The sequence below is a fragment of the Mycolicibacterium austroafricanum genome (assembly GCF_902705885.1).
Classification (GTDB): Bacteria; Actinomycetota; Actinomycetes; order Mycobacteriales; family Mycobacteriaceae; genus Mycobacterium; species Mycobacterium vanbaalenii_A.
Window position 1 is genome coordinate 38,744 of the sequence record NZ_CACSIP010000005.1, and the last position, 14,359, is coordinate 53,102.

16 protein-coding genes are annotated in these 14,359 nt (G+C 68.2%); 14 read left to right on the plus strand and 2 right to left on the minus strand.

What is annotated here, in order from left to right; genetic code table 11:
- Nucleotides 1-8: 8 nt before the first annotated feature.
- The 5 genes from BEMPMBAN_RS05030 (at nt 9) to pdxT (ending at nt 4,662) form a co-directional block, all read left to right on the plus strand.
- The gene (locus tag BEMPMBAN_RS05030; RefSeq protein ID WP_159229376.1) at nt 9-1,166 is read left to right on the plus strand and encodes a glycosyltransferase family 4 protein; all 1,158 of its coding nucleotides are present in this window, start codon (nt 9-11) and stop codon (nt 1,164-1,166) included.
- Entirely contained in the window at nt 1,163-2,206 is a 1,044-nt protein-coding gene (locus BEMPMBAN_RS05035) for an NUDIX hydrolase (protein WP_159229296.1), read from the plus strand. The genes BEMPMBAN_RS05030 and BEMPMBAN_RS05035 overlap by 4 nt, the downstream gene beginning before the upstream one ends.
- 99 nt (nt 2,207-2,305) lie before the next feature.
- Entirely contained in the window at nt 2,306-3,214 is a 909-nt protein-coding gene (gene pdxS / locus BEMPMBAN_RS05040) for a pyridoxal 5'-phosphate synthase lyase subunit PdxS (protein ID WP_159229377.1), read from the plus strand.
- Nucleotides 3,215-3,223: 9 nt separating this feature from the next.
- Nucleotides 3,224-4,072, plus strand: coding sequence for an acyl-CoA thioesterase II (gene tesB, locus BEMPMBAN_RS32475; protein ID WP_159229297.1), 849 nt, complete (start codon nt 3,224-3,226; stop codon nt 4,070-4,072).
- The gene (gene pdxT / locus BEMPMBAN_RS05045; protein ID WP_234897298.1) at nt 4,069-4,662 is read left to right on the plus strand and encodes a pyridoxal 5'-phosphate synthase glutaminase subunit PdxT; all 594 of its coding nucleotides are present in this window, start codon (nt 4,069-4,071) and stop codon (nt 4,660-4,662) included. Before tesB ends, pdxT begins: the two co-directional genes overlap by 4 nt.
- A gap of 52 nt (nt 4,663-4,714) precedes the next feature.
- Here pdxT and BEMPMBAN_RS05050 read toward each other — a convergent pair whose 3' ends face one another.
- Nucleotides 4,715-5,926 carry an acyl-CoA dehydrogenase family protein gene (locus BEMPMBAN_RS05050; RefSeq protein WP_159229299.1) on the minus strand — a complete coding sequence of 404 codons (1,212 nt, stop codon included), beginning with the start codon at nt 5,924-5,926 and terminating at the stop codon, nt 4,715-4,717.
- A gap of 187 nt (nt 5,927-6,113) precedes the next feature.
- Here BEMPMBAN_RS05050 and BEMPMBAN_RS05055 point away from each other — a divergent pair, with 187 nt between their 5' ends.
- From BEMPMBAN_RS05055 to BEMPMBAN_RS05095, 9 genes are all read left to right on the plus strand, one after another.
- The gene (locus BEMPMBAN_RS05055) at nt 6,114-6,869 is read left to right on the plus strand and encodes a YebC/PmpR family DNA-binding transcriptional regulator (protein ID WP_159229300.1); all 756 of its coding nucleotides are present in this window, start codon (nt 6,114-6,116) and stop codon (nt 6,867-6,869) included.
- 224 nt (nt 6,870-7,093) lie between these two features.
- Nucleotides 7,094-7,723, plus strand: coding sequence for a hypothetical protein (locus BEMPMBAN_RS05060; RefSeq protein ID WP_159229301.1), 630 nt, complete (start codon nt 7,094-7,096; stop codon nt 7,721-7,723).
- The gene (locus BEMPMBAN_RS05065; RefSeq protein ID WP_159229302.1) at nt 7,720-8,223 is read left to right on the plus strand and encodes a flavodoxin domain-containing protein; all 504 of its coding nucleotides are present in this window, start codon (nt 7,720-7,722) and stop codon (nt 8,221-8,223) included. Before BEMPMBAN_RS05060 ends, BEMPMBAN_RS05065 begins: the two co-directional genes overlap by 4 nt.
- Nucleotides 8,224-8,303: 80 nt before the next feature.
- Nucleotides 8,304-8,903 (plus strand): crossover junction endodeoxyribonuclease RuvC, encoded by a 600-nt coding sequence (gene ruvC / locus BEMPMBAN_RS05070; RefSeq protein ID WP_159229303.1) that lies wholly within the window; start codon nt 8,304-8,306, stop codon nt 8,901-8,903.
- A complete protein-coding gene (gene ruvA, locus BEMPMBAN_RS05075) occupies nt 8,900-9,487 on the plus strand; it encodes a Holliday junction branch migration protein RuvA (RefSeq protein WP_159229304.1) in 588 nt (195 codons plus the stop codon). Before ruvC ends, ruvA begins: the two co-directional genes overlap by 4 nt.
- The gene (gene ruvB / locus BEMPMBAN_RS05080) at nt 9,487-10,554 is read left to right on the plus strand and encodes a Holliday junction branch migration DNA helicase RuvB (protein ID WP_159229305.1); all 1,068 of its coding nucleotides are present in this window, start codon (nt 9,487-9,489) and stop codon (nt 10,552-10,554) included. The genes ruvA and ruvB overlap by 1 nt, the downstream gene beginning before the upstream one ends.
- A gap of 16 nt (nt 10,555-10,570) precedes the next feature.
- A complete protein-coding gene (locus BEMPMBAN_RS05085) occupies nt 10,571-11,485 on the plus strand; it encodes an alpha/beta fold hydrolase (protein ID WP_234897299.1) in 915 nt (304 codons plus the stop codon).
- A gap of 121 nt (nt 11,486-11,606) precedes the next feature.
- Nucleotides 11,607-12,326, plus strand: a complete 720-nt coding sequence (locus BEMPMBAN_RS05090; RefSeq protein WP_159229306.1) for a hypothetical protein — start codon at nt 11,607-11,609, stop codon at nt 12,324-12,326.
- A 203-nt stretch (nt 12,327-12,529) separates the two neighbouring features.
- Nucleotides 12,530-12,937 (plus strand): alpha/beta fold hydrolase, encoded by a 408-nt coding sequence (locus BEMPMBAN_RS05095; RefSeq protein ID WP_200845877.1) that lies wholly within the window; start codon nt 12,530-12,532, stop codon nt 12,935-12,937.
- Here BEMPMBAN_RS05095 and BEMPMBAN_RS05100 read toward each other — a convergent pair.
- Nucleotides 12,925-14,358, minus strand: coding sequence for an aminobutyraldehyde dehydrogenase (locus tag BEMPMBAN_RS05100; RefSeq protein WP_159229307.1), 1,434 nt, complete (start codon nt 14,356-14,358; stop codon nt 12,925-12,927). The two genes, BEMPMBAN_RS05095 and BEMPMBAN_RS05100, sit on opposite strands and share 13 nt — an antisense overlap.
- Between the last annotated feature and the right edge of the window lies 1 nt (nt 14,359).

Below are 14,359 nucleotides of genomic sequence, written 5' to 3' on the forward strand. Positions count from 1 at the left end.
TCGACCTGATGCGCATCGGCATGGTCTGCCCGTACTCGTTCGATGTGCCCGGCGGGGTGCAGGCGCACGTGTTGCAGCTGGCGGAGGTGATGCATCGCCGCGGCCACGACGTCAGTGTGCTCGCCCCGGCCTCGGCCGGTGTTCATGGTTCGCTTCCGGATTACGTGGTGTCCGGCGGAAGGGCCATCCCGATTCGCTACAACGGGTCGGTGGCCCGGCTGCGTTTCGGCCCGGCCACCCATCGCAAGGTCAAGAAATGGCTCCAGCAGGGCGAGTTCGACGTTCTGCACCTGCACGAGCCCAACGCTCCCAGCCTGTCGATGTTGGCGCTCAACATCGCCGAGGGCCCGATCGTGGCGACCTTCCACACCTCGACGACGAAATCGCTGACGCTGTCGGTGTTCGAGCCATTCCTCCGGCCGATGCACGAGAAGATCGTCGGCCGGATCGCGGTGTCGGACCTGGCTCGGCGCTGGCAGATGGAGGCGTTGGGCAGCGACGCCGTGGAGATTCCCAACGGTGTCGATGTCGAGTCGTTCGCGACAGCGCCACGATTCGAGGGCTACCCGCGTGCCGGAAAGACCGTGCTTTTCCTGGGACGTTTTGATGAACCCCGCAAGGGGATGGCGGTGCTGCTCGGCGCGTTGCCCGCGCTGGTGGAGCGATTCGCCGACATCGAGATCCTGGTCGTGGGCCGAGGGGACGAGACCGAACTGCGTGCCGCCGCCGGCCCGCTGGCCGACAGGCTGCGCTTCCTGGGGCAGGTCGACGATGCCGGCAAGGCCTCGGCGATGCGCAGCGCCGACGTGTACTGCGCCCCCAACACCGGCGGCGAGAGCTTCGGCATCGTGCTGGTCGAGGCGATGGCCGCGGGGACCGCGGTGGTGGCCAGCGATCTCGACGCGTTCCGGCGGGTGCTCGCCGACGGCGAGGCCGGCCGACTCGTGCCCGTCGACGACCCTGCCGGGCTGGCGGCAGGCTTGATCGAGGTGCTCGCCGACGACGTCCTCCGGCAGCGGTACATCGACCGTGGAACGGTGTCGGTGCAACGTTACGACTGGTCGATCGTCGCCGAGCAGATCATGCGGGTCTACGAAACGGTCGCAGGTTCGGGCGTGAAGGTTCAGGTGGCGGGAAATCGCGAAGCGACGGGCCGAACGACTTGATCCCGTGGGTCACCGCCGTGCTGGTCGCCGTGCTGATCGCGGCGGTCCTGGTGGTGGGCGCCTGGGCGTTTCAGACCGCGAATCGGCTCGACCGGTTGCACGTGCGCTACGACCTGTCATGGCAGGCCCTCGACGGCGCGTTGGCCCGCAGAGCGGTGGTGGCACGCGCCGTTGCGGTCGACGCCTATGGCCGAGGGCCGGACGGCAGACGCCTGGCCGCCCTCGCGGATGCCGCCGAGCGGGCGCCACGGTCAGGCAGGGAAGCTGCCGAGAACGAGCTGTCCTGGGCGCTGGCCCGGGTGGATCCGGCGTCGCTGCCCGTGGCGTTGGTCGCCGAGCTGGCCGACGCAGAAGCGCGCGTGCTGCTGGCGCGCCGCTTTCACAACGACGCAGTCCGCGACACGCTGGCCCTGCGGGAACGTCCCTCGGTACGCATTCTGCGACTCGGCGGAACCGCGGCGCTGCCAACCTATTTCGAGATCTCCGAAGGCGGGGACGTGTCGACCCGGGAGGCGGCGCCGGCGAACCGACGGACCTCGGCGCGGGTGGTGCTGCTCGACCACGACGGCGCCGTGCTGCTGCTGTGCGGTTCGGATCCCGCGGTCCCGGCCAGTGCGTCGTCGGCTCCTCGATGGTGGTTCACCATCGGAGGTGCCGCCCAGGTGGGCGAGTCGCTGGCCCAGACGGCGGCCCGCGAACTCGAGGAGGAGACCGGACTGAAGGTGACGGCCGACGACCTGGTCGGTCCGGTGTGGCGTCGCGACGCCGTCATCGACTTCAACGGCTCGGTGATCCGCAGCGAGGAGATCTACTTCGTCCATCGGACGACGCGATTCGAGCCTTCCGAATCGGGCCGCTCCGGCCTGGAGCGGACCTACATCACCGGTCACCGGTGGTGCGATGCGACAATGATCGACGAACTGGTCGCCAACGGCGAGGCGGTGTACCCGCGGCAGCTGGGCGAGCTCCTCGACGAGGCGAAGGCGCTGGCCGACGTACCGGACACGGCGGCCGAGAGGGCGTTGCGATCGATCAGGTGACGACGGCTCGTCGCCGCCGCGTGCACCGGATCAATAGCATTTGCCGCCGCGCTTAGACTGGATCAGTAGCGATTGAAGGAGAATACGGTGGAATCCGAAATGCCTGGGGAAGGCCTGGGGGCGCCGCCCGCCCGCGGGACTGCGCGGGTCAAGCGCGGCATGGCCGAGATGCTCAAGGGCGGCGTCATCATGGACGTCGTCACCCCGGAGCAGGCCCGCATCGCCGAGTCCGCCGGTGCGGTGGCCGTGATGGCGCTCGAGCGGGTCCCCGCCGACATCCGGACGCAGGGCGGGGTGTCGCGGATGAGCGACCCCGACATGATCGAGAGCATCATCGAAGCCGTCACGATCCCGGTGATGGCCAAGGCGCGTATCGGCCACTTCGTGGAGGCGCAGATCCTGCAGAGCCTCGGTGTGGACTACGTCGACGAGTCCGAGGTGCTGACGCCCGCCGACTATGCCAACCACATCGACAAGTGGAAGTTCACGGTACCGTTCGTGTGCGGCGCCACCAACCTGGGCGAGGCGCTGCGGCGCATCACCGAGGGCGCGGCGATGATCCGTTCCAAGGGCGAAGCCGGCACCGGAGACGTATCCAACGCCACCACCCACATGCGCAAGATCGGCGGTGAGATCCGTCGCCTCACGTCGCTGTCCGAAGACGAACTGTATGTCGCCGCAAAGGAATTGCAGGCGCCCTTCGATCTGGTCGTCGAGGTCGCCAGGGCCGGCAAGCTACCGGTCACGCTATTCACCGCGGGCGGCATCGCCACCCCGGCGGACGCCGCGATGATGATGCAGCTCGGTGCCGAAGGCGTCTTCGTCGGCTCCGGCATCTTCAAGTCCGGTGACCCGGCGCAGCGTGCGGCCGCGATCGTCAAGGCCACCACTTTTTACGACGATCCCGACGTGCTGGCGAAGGTGTCCCGCGGCCTGGGGGAGGCGATGGTCGGCATCAATGTCGAGGGCATCGCAGCCCCCCACCGACTCGCCGAACGCGGCTGGTAGAACACAACGGTGGCGATCGAAGAGATCCTCGATCTGGAGAAGATCGAGATCAACATCTATCGCGGCGGCGTCTTCAGTCCGGAGTCCGGTTTCCTGCAGCGCACTTTCGGCGGCCACGTCGCCGGCCAGTCGCTGGTCTCCGCGGTGCGCACCGTCGACCCGAAGTTCCAGGTGCACTCCCTGCACGGCTATTTCCTGCGCGCCGGGGACGCCCGCTCGCCGTCGGTGTACACCGTCGAGCGGATCCGTGACGGCGGTTCGTTCTGTACCCGCCGGGTGACCGCGATCCAGCACGGCGAAACGATCTTCTCGATGTCTGCGTCGTTCCAGACTGACCAGAGCGGCATCGAGCACCAGGACGCCATGCCGCATGCCGTCCCGCCCGACGACATCCCCGACTTCAAGTCGGTCAGCAGGGTGTTCGACGATGCCAGTTTCCGTCAGTTCGACGAATGGGACGTGCGGATCGTGCCGCGCGAGCTCCTGGCGGTGCGCGAGGGCAAGGCATCCCAGCAGCAGGTCTGGTTCAGGCACCGAGATCCGCTGCCGGACGATCACGTCCTGCACATCTGCGCGCTGGCCTATATGAGCGATCTGACGCTGCTCGGCTCGGCTCAGGTCAACCACATCGAGGAGCGCAACCACCTGATGGTGGCGTCGCTCGACCACGCGATGTGGTTCATGCGGGCCTTCCGCGCCGACGAATGGCTGCTCTACGACCAGTCGTCACCGTCGGCCTGTGGGGCCCGCTCGCTGACCCAGGGCAAGATCTACAACCAGTACGGGGAGATGGTGGCGGCGGTGATGCAGGAGGGGCTGACCCGTTACGCCCGCGGCTTCACCCCAGGGCGCGAGTGAGCACCCGGATCGGCGTGCTCGCGTTGCAGGGTGACACCCGCGAGCACCTCGCAGCGCTGCGGGCCGCCGGAGCCGACGCGGTCACGGTGCGCCGGGGCAGCGAACTCGAATCGGTGGAGGCCCTGGTGATACCGGGGGGCGAGTCCACCACGATGAGCCACCTGCTGCGCGAATTCGAACTGCTCGACCCGTTGCGTTCCCGGCTCGCCGACGGAATGCCCGCCTACGGTTCGTGCGCCGGGATGATCCTGCTGGCCACCGAGATCCTCGATGCGGGGGTTGCCGGCCGCGACGCCGTACCGCTGAAGGCCCTCGACATGACGGTGCGTCGCAATGCTTTCGGGCGTCAGGTGGACTCGTTCGAGGAGGACGTCGCCTTCGACGGGCTCAACGACCCGGTGCACGCGGTCTTCATCCGCGCGCCGTGGGTCGAACGCGTCGGACCCGAGGTGCAGGTGCTGGCACGCGCTGCCGGCCACGTCGTGGCGGTGCGGCAAGGGCGCACCCTCGCCACGGCGTTTCATCCAGAGGTGACCGGCGACCGTCGGGTGCATGCGCTGTTCGTCGACATGGTCACCGGCCGCGCCTGATTGCGATCTCGGCGTGATTGTCGCCGCCGAGCGACGACCAGCACGCCGAAAATCAGCGGATCGGCAGACCGGTGATGGCGCGCCCCATCACCAGACGCTGGATCTCGCTGGTGCCCTCGAAGATGGTGAAGATCTTGGCGTCGCGGTGCATCCGCTCGACGGGGTATTCGCGGGTGTAGCCGTTGCCGCCGAGGATCTGGATCGCCTCGTCGGTGACGTAGACGGCCGTCTCGCTGGCCACCAGCTTGGCCATCGACCCCTCGGCGGAGGTGAACTCCTTGCCGTTGCGTGCCATCCACCCGGCGCGGTAGACCAGCAGGCGGGCCGCGTCGACGCGTGCCTTCATGTCGGCGAGTTTGAATGCCACACCTTGGAAATCGCCGATCTTTCGCCCGAACTGCTCGCGCTCGCAGGCGTAGTCGCGGGCGTACTCGTAGGCGGCCCTGGCCACCCCGACCGCCATCGCGCCGACGGTGGGACGGGTCCGCTCGAAGGTTGCCATGGCCGCCTGACCGGCGGCCTTCTTGCCGTCGCGCACCTTCGCGATCCGATCGTCGAACTTCTCCTTGCCGCCGACGATCATCCGCCCCGGGATGCGGACGTCGTCGAGCACCACCTCGGCGGTGTGTGACGCGCGGATGCCGTGCTTGAGGAACTTCTGGCCCTGGCTCAGCCCCGGTGTGTCCGGCGGGATGATGAACGACGCCTGACCGCGGGTGCCCAGGTCCGGGTACACCGATGCGACCACGACGTGGACGTTGGCGATGCCGCCGTTGGTGGCCCATGTCTTGGTGCCGTTGAGCACCCACTCGTCGGTCGCCTCGTCGTAGCGCGCCTTGGTCAGGATTGCCCCGACATCGGACCCGGCGCCCGGTTCGGACGAACAGAACGCCGCCACCTTGGGTTCATCGATGGTGCCGAACATCTGCGGCACCCATTCGCCGACCTGCTCCGGGGTGCCGTTCGCGGCCAGCGACGCCGCGGCCAGCCCGGTGCCCAGGATGGCCAGCGCAATCCCGGCGTCTCCCCAGAACATCTCCTCGAAGACGACGATCATGCCCAAGCCGGAGGGCTCGGCGACCTGTTCGGCGAACAACTCCATGGAATACAACCCGACCTTGGCCGCCTCCTGGATGATCGGCCACGGCGTCTCCTCCCGTTCGTCCCATTCCGCTGCGGCGGGCCGGACCACGTCGGCGGCGAACTCATGCACCCAGTCGCGGACGTGGATCAGGTCGGGGGACAGATCGAGGGAGAACGTCATGGGCGAAGACCTTACTCTCCAGTAAGTTTGTTGCTCTACGGACTGTGACCGAAGAGACACCGGTCCGGGTGGCGTCCGATCGCGGATCGATGGTCACGGCTGCCGGCACCGACGTGACGGCATCGATCCGCGGTCGACGTAGACTCGTCGGGTTGCCACCGATTGAGACGAGCGAGGTAGTAGCTGCATGAGCGGCCATTCCAAGTGGGCCACCACCAAGCACAAGAAGGCCGTCGTCGACGCGCGCCGCGGGAAGATGTTCGCCAAGCTGATCAAGAACATCGAGGTCGCCGCGCGTACCGGCGGTGGCGACCCGGCCGGCAACCCGACTCTGTTCGACGCCATTCAGAAGGCCAAGAAGAGTTCGGTGCCCAACGACAACATCGAACGCGCCCGCAAGCGGGGCAGCGGCGAGGAAGCCGGCGGCGCCGACTGGCAGAACATCACCTACGAGGGCTACGGCCCCAACGGTGTGGCTGTGCTGGTGGAGTGCTTGACCGACAACCGCAACCGCGCCGCCGGTGAAGTCCGGGTCGCGATGACGCGCAATGGCGGCAACATGGCCGACCCCGGGTCGGTGGCCTACCTGTTCTCCCGCAAGGGGGTCATCACGCTGGAGAAGAACGGCCTCACCGAGGACGACGTGCTGACCGCCGTGCTCGAAGCCGGTGCCGAGGATGTCACCGATCTCGGTGACAGCTTCGAGATCATCTCGGAACCCACCGATCTGGTCGCTGTTCGGACCGCGCTGCAGGATGCCGGAATCGATTACGACTCCGCAGAGGCGAGCTTTCAGCCTTCGGTGACGGTCCCCGTTGACCTCGAGGCCGCCCGAAAGGTGTTCAGGCTCGTGGACGCGCTGGAAGACAGCGACGACGTGCAGGACGTCTACACCAACATCGACATTCCCGACGACGTCGCTGCGCAGCTCGACGAAGACTGACCCATGGCGGGACCGCGAACGGGTGCGCGGCTGGCGCAGTTCGGCAGCGCATGACCGAGCTGACCGAGTGGGCTCGGGCACAGGGGGACGCCGGCGATGGCGGCCAATGGGACGTGGTGCAGACGGCCGCCGACCTCCATTGACCGCGCAGAAACTCGCAGATCGCCGTCGCGGTGACCATAGGCCCTAGGCCCCGTCGGTCCGCCTGAACCACAGTGTCAGTCATGGCCGGCTACGACACCGAAGAAGACACCGAAGAACTTGTCATCGACTCGATGATGCCCACCTACGACGCGGTGATTGCCGAACATCTGGTGATCGCGACCGACCCGGGCCAGACCTTCACCGCTGCCAGGAACCTTGATCTACTGACCGTGCATTCACCTCTACTGGACGTGTCGATGTGGCTGCGGGCTCTGCCGGCCCGGATGGTCGGCAAGGCTGCGCCGCCGGTTCCCGAGCTCGTCATCAGAGAGGACATGGGCCTGCCCGGGTGGACGTTCCTGGGTGAACGGCTGAACCGCGAGATCGCCTTCGGCGCGGTAGGCAGATTCTGGCAGCCCGCGATCGAATGGCGAGATGTCGCCGTTGCCGACTTCGCGGACTTCGACGAACCCGGCTGGGGCAAGATCGCTGCGAACCTGTCCGTCCGGCCCTACGGCGCCGCCACGCTGCTCAGCTACGAATGCCGCACCGTGACAACCGATTCCGACTCCCGCCGGCGTTTTCTGCGTTACTGGCGAGTGGTCCGGCCGTTCGTCGGGCACATCATGCGGGCCACGCTGCGACAGATCGACGCCGATGCCGTCGGGTCCTCGACGCCGGGCGCATCAGCGGTCGGGAAAGACAGGTGACCCGCATCCTCGTGGCCTACGGATCACGACGGGGCGGCACCGCCGGTCTGGCCGCCATGATCGGGGAGGCGCTGACCGCGGTCGGTCACGAGGTCGTGCTGTCACCGGCTCGTGAGGTCTCCACTCTTGCGGGCGCGGAGGCGGTGATCGTCGCCGGAGCGCTCTACGCAAACCGGTGGCACCACGACGCCCGGCGATTCGTTCGGCGAAATCGTGCTGCTCTCAGCGAGTTGCCGGTTTGGCTGGTCAGCAGCGGGCCCCTCGACGAGACCGCGGCACAGCACGAGATCGCAGCGACGCCACAGGTTCGCAAACTCATGGCCCGCGTCGGCGCCCGTGGGCACGTGACGTTCGGTGGCCGCCTCAGCCCGGACACCACGGGATTCCCGGCGAGCATGATGGCGAAGACCAGAGCGGGGGACTGGCGCGACGCGACACAGGTGCGTCGGTGGGTGTCGTTGATCTCCGCGCAATTGGACGGGGCGCACCGGGCGACCTGAGATCAGCCGCGTGTCCTTGCCCGCTGTGGTCGGCGGCAGCCACTAAGCTCTCGAACAGATGTTCTGACGAAGGGGCTGACGTGCGGGTGATGGGAGTCGACCCCGGGCTGACCAGGTGCGGGCTATCGGTCATCGAGAGCGGCAAGGGCCGCCAGGTGATCGCGCTCGATGTCGACGTGGTGCGCACCCCGGCCGACCATCCGTTGGCGCACCGCCTGCTCACCATCAGCGACGCCGTCGAGCACTGGATGGACACCCACCGCCCCGACGTGATCGCCGTCGAACGGGTCTTCGCGCACCAGAACGCCTCCACCGCGATGGGCACCGCCCAGGCCGCCGGGGTGATCGCCCTGGCTGCGGCCCGCCGCGACATCGACGTGCACTTCCATACCCCCAGTGAGGTCAAGGCCGCTGTCACCGGCAACGGACGCGCGGGCAAGGCGCAGGTCACCGAGATGGTCACGAGAATCCTCACCCTGCAACAGAAACCGACACCTGCCGACGCGGCCGACGCTCTCGCACTGGCGATCTGCCACTGCTGGCGGGCGCCGATGATCGCCAGGATGGCCGAGGCGGAGGCGCTGGCGGCCGAGCAGCGCCGCAAGTACCAGGCCACGCTGAAAGCGGCCAAGGCTGAGGCGAAGCCGGTGCCGATCAAGATGTCTCGGAGCGGTACGTGATCGCCGCGGTACGGGGTGAGGTCCTCGACATCGCCCTCGACCACGCGGTCATCGACGCTGCCGGCGTCGGTTACAAGGTGATGGCGACCCCCGCGACGTTGGCCACCCTGCGCCGCGGATCCGAAGCCCGGCTGATCACCGCGATGATCGTCCGCGAGGACTCGATGACGTTGTACGGCTTCGCCGATGCCGACGCTCGCAACCTGTTCCTCACCCTGATCGGGGTTTCCGGGATCGGGCCCAGCATCGCTCTCGGCGCCCTGGCGATGTACGACGGCCCCACGCTGCGGCAGGCGATCGGCGACGGCGACGTCACCGCATTGACCCGAATTCCCAAGGTGGGCAAAAAAACTGCCGAGCTGTTGGTGCTGACGCTGCGGGACAAGGTGGGTGTGGTGACCCCGACCGGTGCCTCCTCGGCCGGCGGGCACACCGTGCGCGGGCCGGTGGTCGAGGCGCTCGTCGGCCTCGGGTTCGCGCTCAAGCAGGCTGAAGAGGCCACCGACAAGGTGCTCGCCGACGACCCCGGCGCCAACCAGTCGGGTGCGCTGCGCTCGGCGCTGTCGATGCTGGGTAGGAAGTGATGGGCCGGTTCGACGAGGAAGACCACGAGGACACCTCCGACCGTGAGGTCTCCGCCGCGCTGACGGTCGGTGAGGGTGACATCGACGCCAGCCTGCGGCCCCGTTCGCTCGGCGAGTTCATCGGCCAGCCCCGCGTCCGCGAGCAGCTTCAACTGGTGCTCGAGGGAGCCAAGAACCGCGGCGGCACCCCCGACCACATCCTGCTGTCCGGGCCACCCGGTCTGGGCAAGACGTCGCTGGCGATGATCATCGCCGCGGAGCTGGGTACGTCGTTGCGTGTCACCTCCGGGCCTGCGCTGGAGCGTGCCGGAGATCTGGCCGCGATGCTGTCCAACCTCGTCGAGCACGACGTGTTGTTCATCGACGAGATCCACCGGATCGCCCGGCCCGCCGAAGAGATGCTCTACCTGGCGATGGAGGACTTCCGCGTCGACGTGGTCGTCGGCAAAGGTCCAGGCGCCACGTCGATCCCGTTGGAGGTCGCACCGTTCACCCTGGTCGGCGCCACCACCCGGTCGGGCGCACTGACCGGCCCGCTTCGTGACCGCTTCGGTTTCACCGCACACATGGACTTCTACGAGCCCGGCGAACTCGAGCGGGTGCTGGCCCGCTCGTCAGGCATCCTCGGCATCGAGTTGGGTGCCGACGCCGCAGCCGAGATCGCCCGCCGGTCCCGCGGCACGCCCCGCATCGCCAACCGGTTGCTGCGCAGGGTTCGCGACTACGCCGAAGTGCGCGCCGACGGCGTGATCACCCGCGACATCGCCAAGTACGCGCTGGCCGTCTACGACGTCGACGAACTCGGGCTGGACCGACTCGACCGCGCGGTGCTCTCGGCGCTGACGCGCAGCTTCGCCGGCGGCCCGGTGGGGGTGTCGACGCTCGCGGTGGCGGTGGGGGAGGAAGCCGCGACCGTCGAGGAGGTGTGTGAGCCGTTCCTGGTGCGCGCGGGCATGATCGCGCGTACGCCGCGTGGACGCGTCGCCACCGCGCTGGCCTGGACGCACCTTGGCATCACCCCGCCGAGTGGGGTCTCCGGACTGGGGCAGACCGGACTGTTCGATTGACGAGGGCGCCCGCGCGGTGACGTGGCGTTCGTTCTGGGTGATCACGGTGGTGCTCGTGATCACCATGGGTTGCGTCCGCAGTTCTGCCGATCCGGTGGCCGCGACACCCGGTGCTGTCGACATCGGGGCCGGGCGCTCGCTGTTCCTGCAGTGTCAGGGGTCCGGATCGCCGACGGTGTTCGTGATCCCGGGCCTCGGCAGTTACGCCGAGGCCTGGAACCACGTCATCCCGGCCGACGATCCGATCCGGGAATCGCGTTTCGACATGATCGACCGGGCCGACGTGGTTCCCAGTCCGGAGGCGGCGCAGCCGACGGTGGCCAGGACCACTCGGGTCTGCGTGTACGACCGGCCCGACACCCGGCCGGACGGTGAGCAGCGGTCCACCCCGGTTGCGCAGCCTCACCACCTGCAAGGGGACGTCGACGACGTTGTCGCTCTCATCGCCGCAGCCGGCCTCACCGGGCGGTTGGTGTTCGTGGCCCACTCCTACGGTGGGCTGATCCTCGACCTCCTGGCGCGCCAGCGCCCCGACTTGGTCTCCGGGTTGGTGTTCGTCGAGCCCACGTCGGAATTCCTGCCGGAGCTGGGCACTTCGTCACAGAACTCCGCCTTCTTCGAGAGCGGCCGTCACGGGAAGGGTGCCGACGCCGAGGGCGTCTGGTTCGAGGGCGCCTTCGCTGCCGTGGCGGCCGCGCCGCCGCTGCCCCGGGTGCCGTCAGTGGTGCTCACCGGTGATCGGTTCCCGCCCCCCGAACAACTGACCGAGGACACCTACACCCAGGCCCAGATCCGGCGAGCCAACGACATGCTGGCCGCCGCGCTGGGCGCGGTCAACGTGCTGGTGCCGGGCAGTGGCCACAGCATGATGCTCTACCAACCGGCGGTCGTGGCCGCCGCCGTTGTCGACATCGTCGAGCGTGTGCGCTGACCGCCGGTTCCGCCGGTCCGGCGGGGGTTCGGCCGGTTGGTCTCAAAGCGGTAAACCACCCCCCATCGGGATTACCTGCGTTCGCTGTCGGGTACTCGTCTTCCACTCAAGAGGAGGAATCATGATCGGATCGAAGCATCCGGAAGGCCCCCGGGGCGGCCGGATGAAGATTGCCCGTAGCCGTGGCGCAGCCAGCGGGTTCCTGCTGATACTTCTGGGCGCCTGGGGTGCGCTCATTCCGTTCGTGGGCCCGTACTTCGACTTCGCGTTCAGCCCGGACCGACCGTGGGCGTGGACCAACGCCCGGGGTTGGCTCGAGGTTTTGCCCGGCGTGGTGGTCGTGGCCGGCGGCCTGATCCTGTTGGCGTCGCGCAACCGCGCCGCCGCGATGCTCGGTAGCTGGTTGGCCGTCGCCGGCGGTGCATGGTTCGTGGTGGGCCGTGCATTGGCAGGCCCGCTCGGGCTGGGCGACGCCGGGACGCCGGTCGCCGCAGCCGAGACCAAGCAGGTCTGGCTGGAGTTGACCTATTTCTACGGACTCGGCGCGGTGGTCGTGTTCCTGGGAGCGCTGGGGTTGGGTCGGCTGTCGGTACGTAGCGTCCGCGACGTCGAGTACGCCCAGAGGCCGCTGGAGTCGGCCGACCACGGGGTATCGAGTGACCACGCCGTCACCGGCGACACGGGTCCGCAGACCGTGGTGTCCGACGACACCTCCGACGACGCCTCCGGCGACACCGCCACGGCGGGTCACGCGGCCGATCACAAGGCCACCGAAGGTGGCCGTAGCTGGCGCAACATGTTCCGCGGCGATCGCCGTGACCGCACGCTGAGTCACCACTAGCGCCGGCCACCACAAGGGCTCCCGTCGCACCTCCGAGAGGGTGCGACCGGGGGCTTTTGTGGTGGCCGACCGGTGCCGGCTGCCGTGCGGCGATCTGCTCTCCGAACTCAACGCCTTCGAGCCGAATCCGGACACTGACCACGATCGGCACTCCCGCTCATGCGCTGCGTCGCGCCGAGAAGTGGACAAAGGCGTGGCCGTTGGTGCAGATCTACCGGGTGACGGGTCCGACCCCGCTGCTCCTCAAGCCGCTGTCGGAGGCGCTGGTGGGCGCCGAATCTTCAATCGAGGCACCCGATCTCGCGCGCTCTGTGATGAGCGCGTTCACCGCAGCGCAGAAATCCGCCATGTTCCACGCGATGCGGTCGATGATGCTCGAGCGCCCGGACATGGGGGCCGACATGGCGAAGATCACCGTTCCGACTCTGCTCATCGCCGGTCGTGCCGACATCACCGGTTGGCGGCCCGCCGATGCGCAGGCCGTCGCGGACACCATGGTCGACGCGCGCGTCCGCGCTGCCGAAGGGTCCGGGCATTCCTCGCCCCTTCTCGTCGACCGGCAGACCGTGGCGGGAGCGCTGGCCGACTTCTGGGCCGCTCAGCCCGTGTAAGCCATGACGTGTTTGATCCGGGTGTAGTCCTCCAGCCCGTACATCGACAGGTCCTTGCCGTGTCCCGACGACTTGAACCCGCCGTGGGGCATCTCGGCGACCAGCGGGATGTGGGTGTTGATCCACACGCAGCCGAAGTCCAGCGCGTTGGAGACCCGCAGCGCGCGGGACACGTCCTTGGTCCACACCGAGGAGGCGAGTCCGTACTCCACACCGTTGGCCCAGGTGATCGCCTCCTCCTCGTCGGCGAAGGACTGCACCGTGATCACCGGTCCGAAGATCTCCTGCTGGATCAACCTGTCCTCTTGGCGGAGCCCGCCGACCACGGTCGGTTCCACATAGAAACCGGTGTCGCCCTGGCGGTTACCTCCGACGGCGACCGTGGCGTGTGACGGGACGTCGGAGAAGAAGGACAGCACCCGCTCCATCTGGTTGACGTTGTTGACCGGTGGCACCCAAGCGTCCTCGTCGTCTGCAGGTCGGCCGAAGGTCGTCGTCGCGGCTCGGGCCTGCTCGGCCAACGCAGCGGTCAGGTCCGCGGCGATCGACCCCGACGCCAGCACCCGGGTGGCTGCCGTGCAGTCCTGCCCGGCGTTGAAATACCCGGCGGTCGCGATGCCTTCGGCCGCGGCCGCGAGATCGGCGTCGTCGAACACGATCACCGGCGCCTTGCCGCCCAACTCCAGGTGTGTGCGTTTGAGGTTGCCGCCGGCGCTGACCGCGACGGCCTTACCCGCTGCCACCGACCCGGTGATCGCCACCATCTGCGGTGTCGGGTGGGCCACCAGGTTGGCGCCGGTCACCCGATCACCGGTGACGACGTTGAGCACCCCGGGCGGAAGATGGCGGGCCGCCAGTTCGGCGAGCATCACCGTCGACACCGGTGTGGTGTCGCTGGGTTTGATCACCACGGTGTTGCCCGCCGCGATGGCCGGGCAGAACTTCCAGATGGCCATCATCATCGGGTAGTTCCACGGCGCGACCTGCCCGATCACGCCGACCGGCTCCCGGCGGATCCACGACGTGTGCTCGGCCATGTACTCACCGGCCGACTTGCCCTCGAGGATGCGCGCGGCGCCGGCGAAGAAGCGGATCTGGTCGACCATCGGCGGGATCTCTTCGGCCCTGGTGACGTGACAGGGCTTGCCGGTGTTGCGGCCCTCCGCGGCGACCAGGTCCTCTGCCGCCCTCTCCACGTCGTCGGCGAAGTCGAGTAGCGCCTTCTGCCGGTGCGACGGGGTGGTGCGCTTCCAGTCCGTGAACGCCTTGGCGGCGGCCCGATAGGCGTTGTCGATGTCCTGCTCGCCGGAGATCGGCGCGCTGCCGTACCTCTCGCCGGTGCTCGGGTCGACCAGGGGCATGGTGGCCCCGGTCACCGAGTCGACGAGCTCACCGGCGATGAAGTTGCGGACAGTGGTCATC

Excerpts from the sequence above, each read along its gene's own strand:
- BEMPMBAN_RS05050 (WP_159229299.1), bottom strand. The coding sequence starts at position 5,926 with ATGACGTTCTCCCTCGATCTGTCCCCCGACCTGATCCACGTCCGCGAC.
- BEMPMBAN_RS05100 (WP_159229307.1), bottom strand. The coding sequence starts at position 14,358 with ATGACCACTGTCCGCAACTTCATCGCCGGTGAGCTCGTCGACTCGGTG.
- BEMPMBAN_RS05055 (WP_159229300.1), top strand. The coding sequence starts at position 6,114 with ATGAGCGGCCATTCCAAGTGGGCCACCACCAAGCACAAGAAGGCCGTC.
- BEMPMBAN_RS05060 (WP_159229301.1), top strand. The coding sequence starts at position 7,094 with ATGGCCGGCTACGACACCGAAGAAGACACCGAAGAACTTGTCATCGAC.
- BEMPMBAN_RS05090 (WP_159229306.1), top strand. The coding sequence starts at position 11,607 with ATGATCGGATCGAAGCATCCGGAAGGCCCCCGGGGCGGCCGGATGAAG.
- BEMPMBAN_RS05030 (WP_159229376.1), top strand. The coding sequence starts at position 9 with ATGCGCATCGGCATGGTCTGCCCGTACTCGTTCGATGTGCCCGGCGGG.
- ruvB (WP_159229305.1), top strand. The coding sequence starts at position 9,487 with ATGGGCCGGTTCGACGAGGAAGACCACGAGGACACCTCCGACCGTGAG.
- pdxS (WP_159229377.1), top strand. The coding sequence starts at position 2,306 with ATGCCTGGGGAAGGCCTGGGGGCGCCGCCCGCCCGCGGGACTGCGCGG.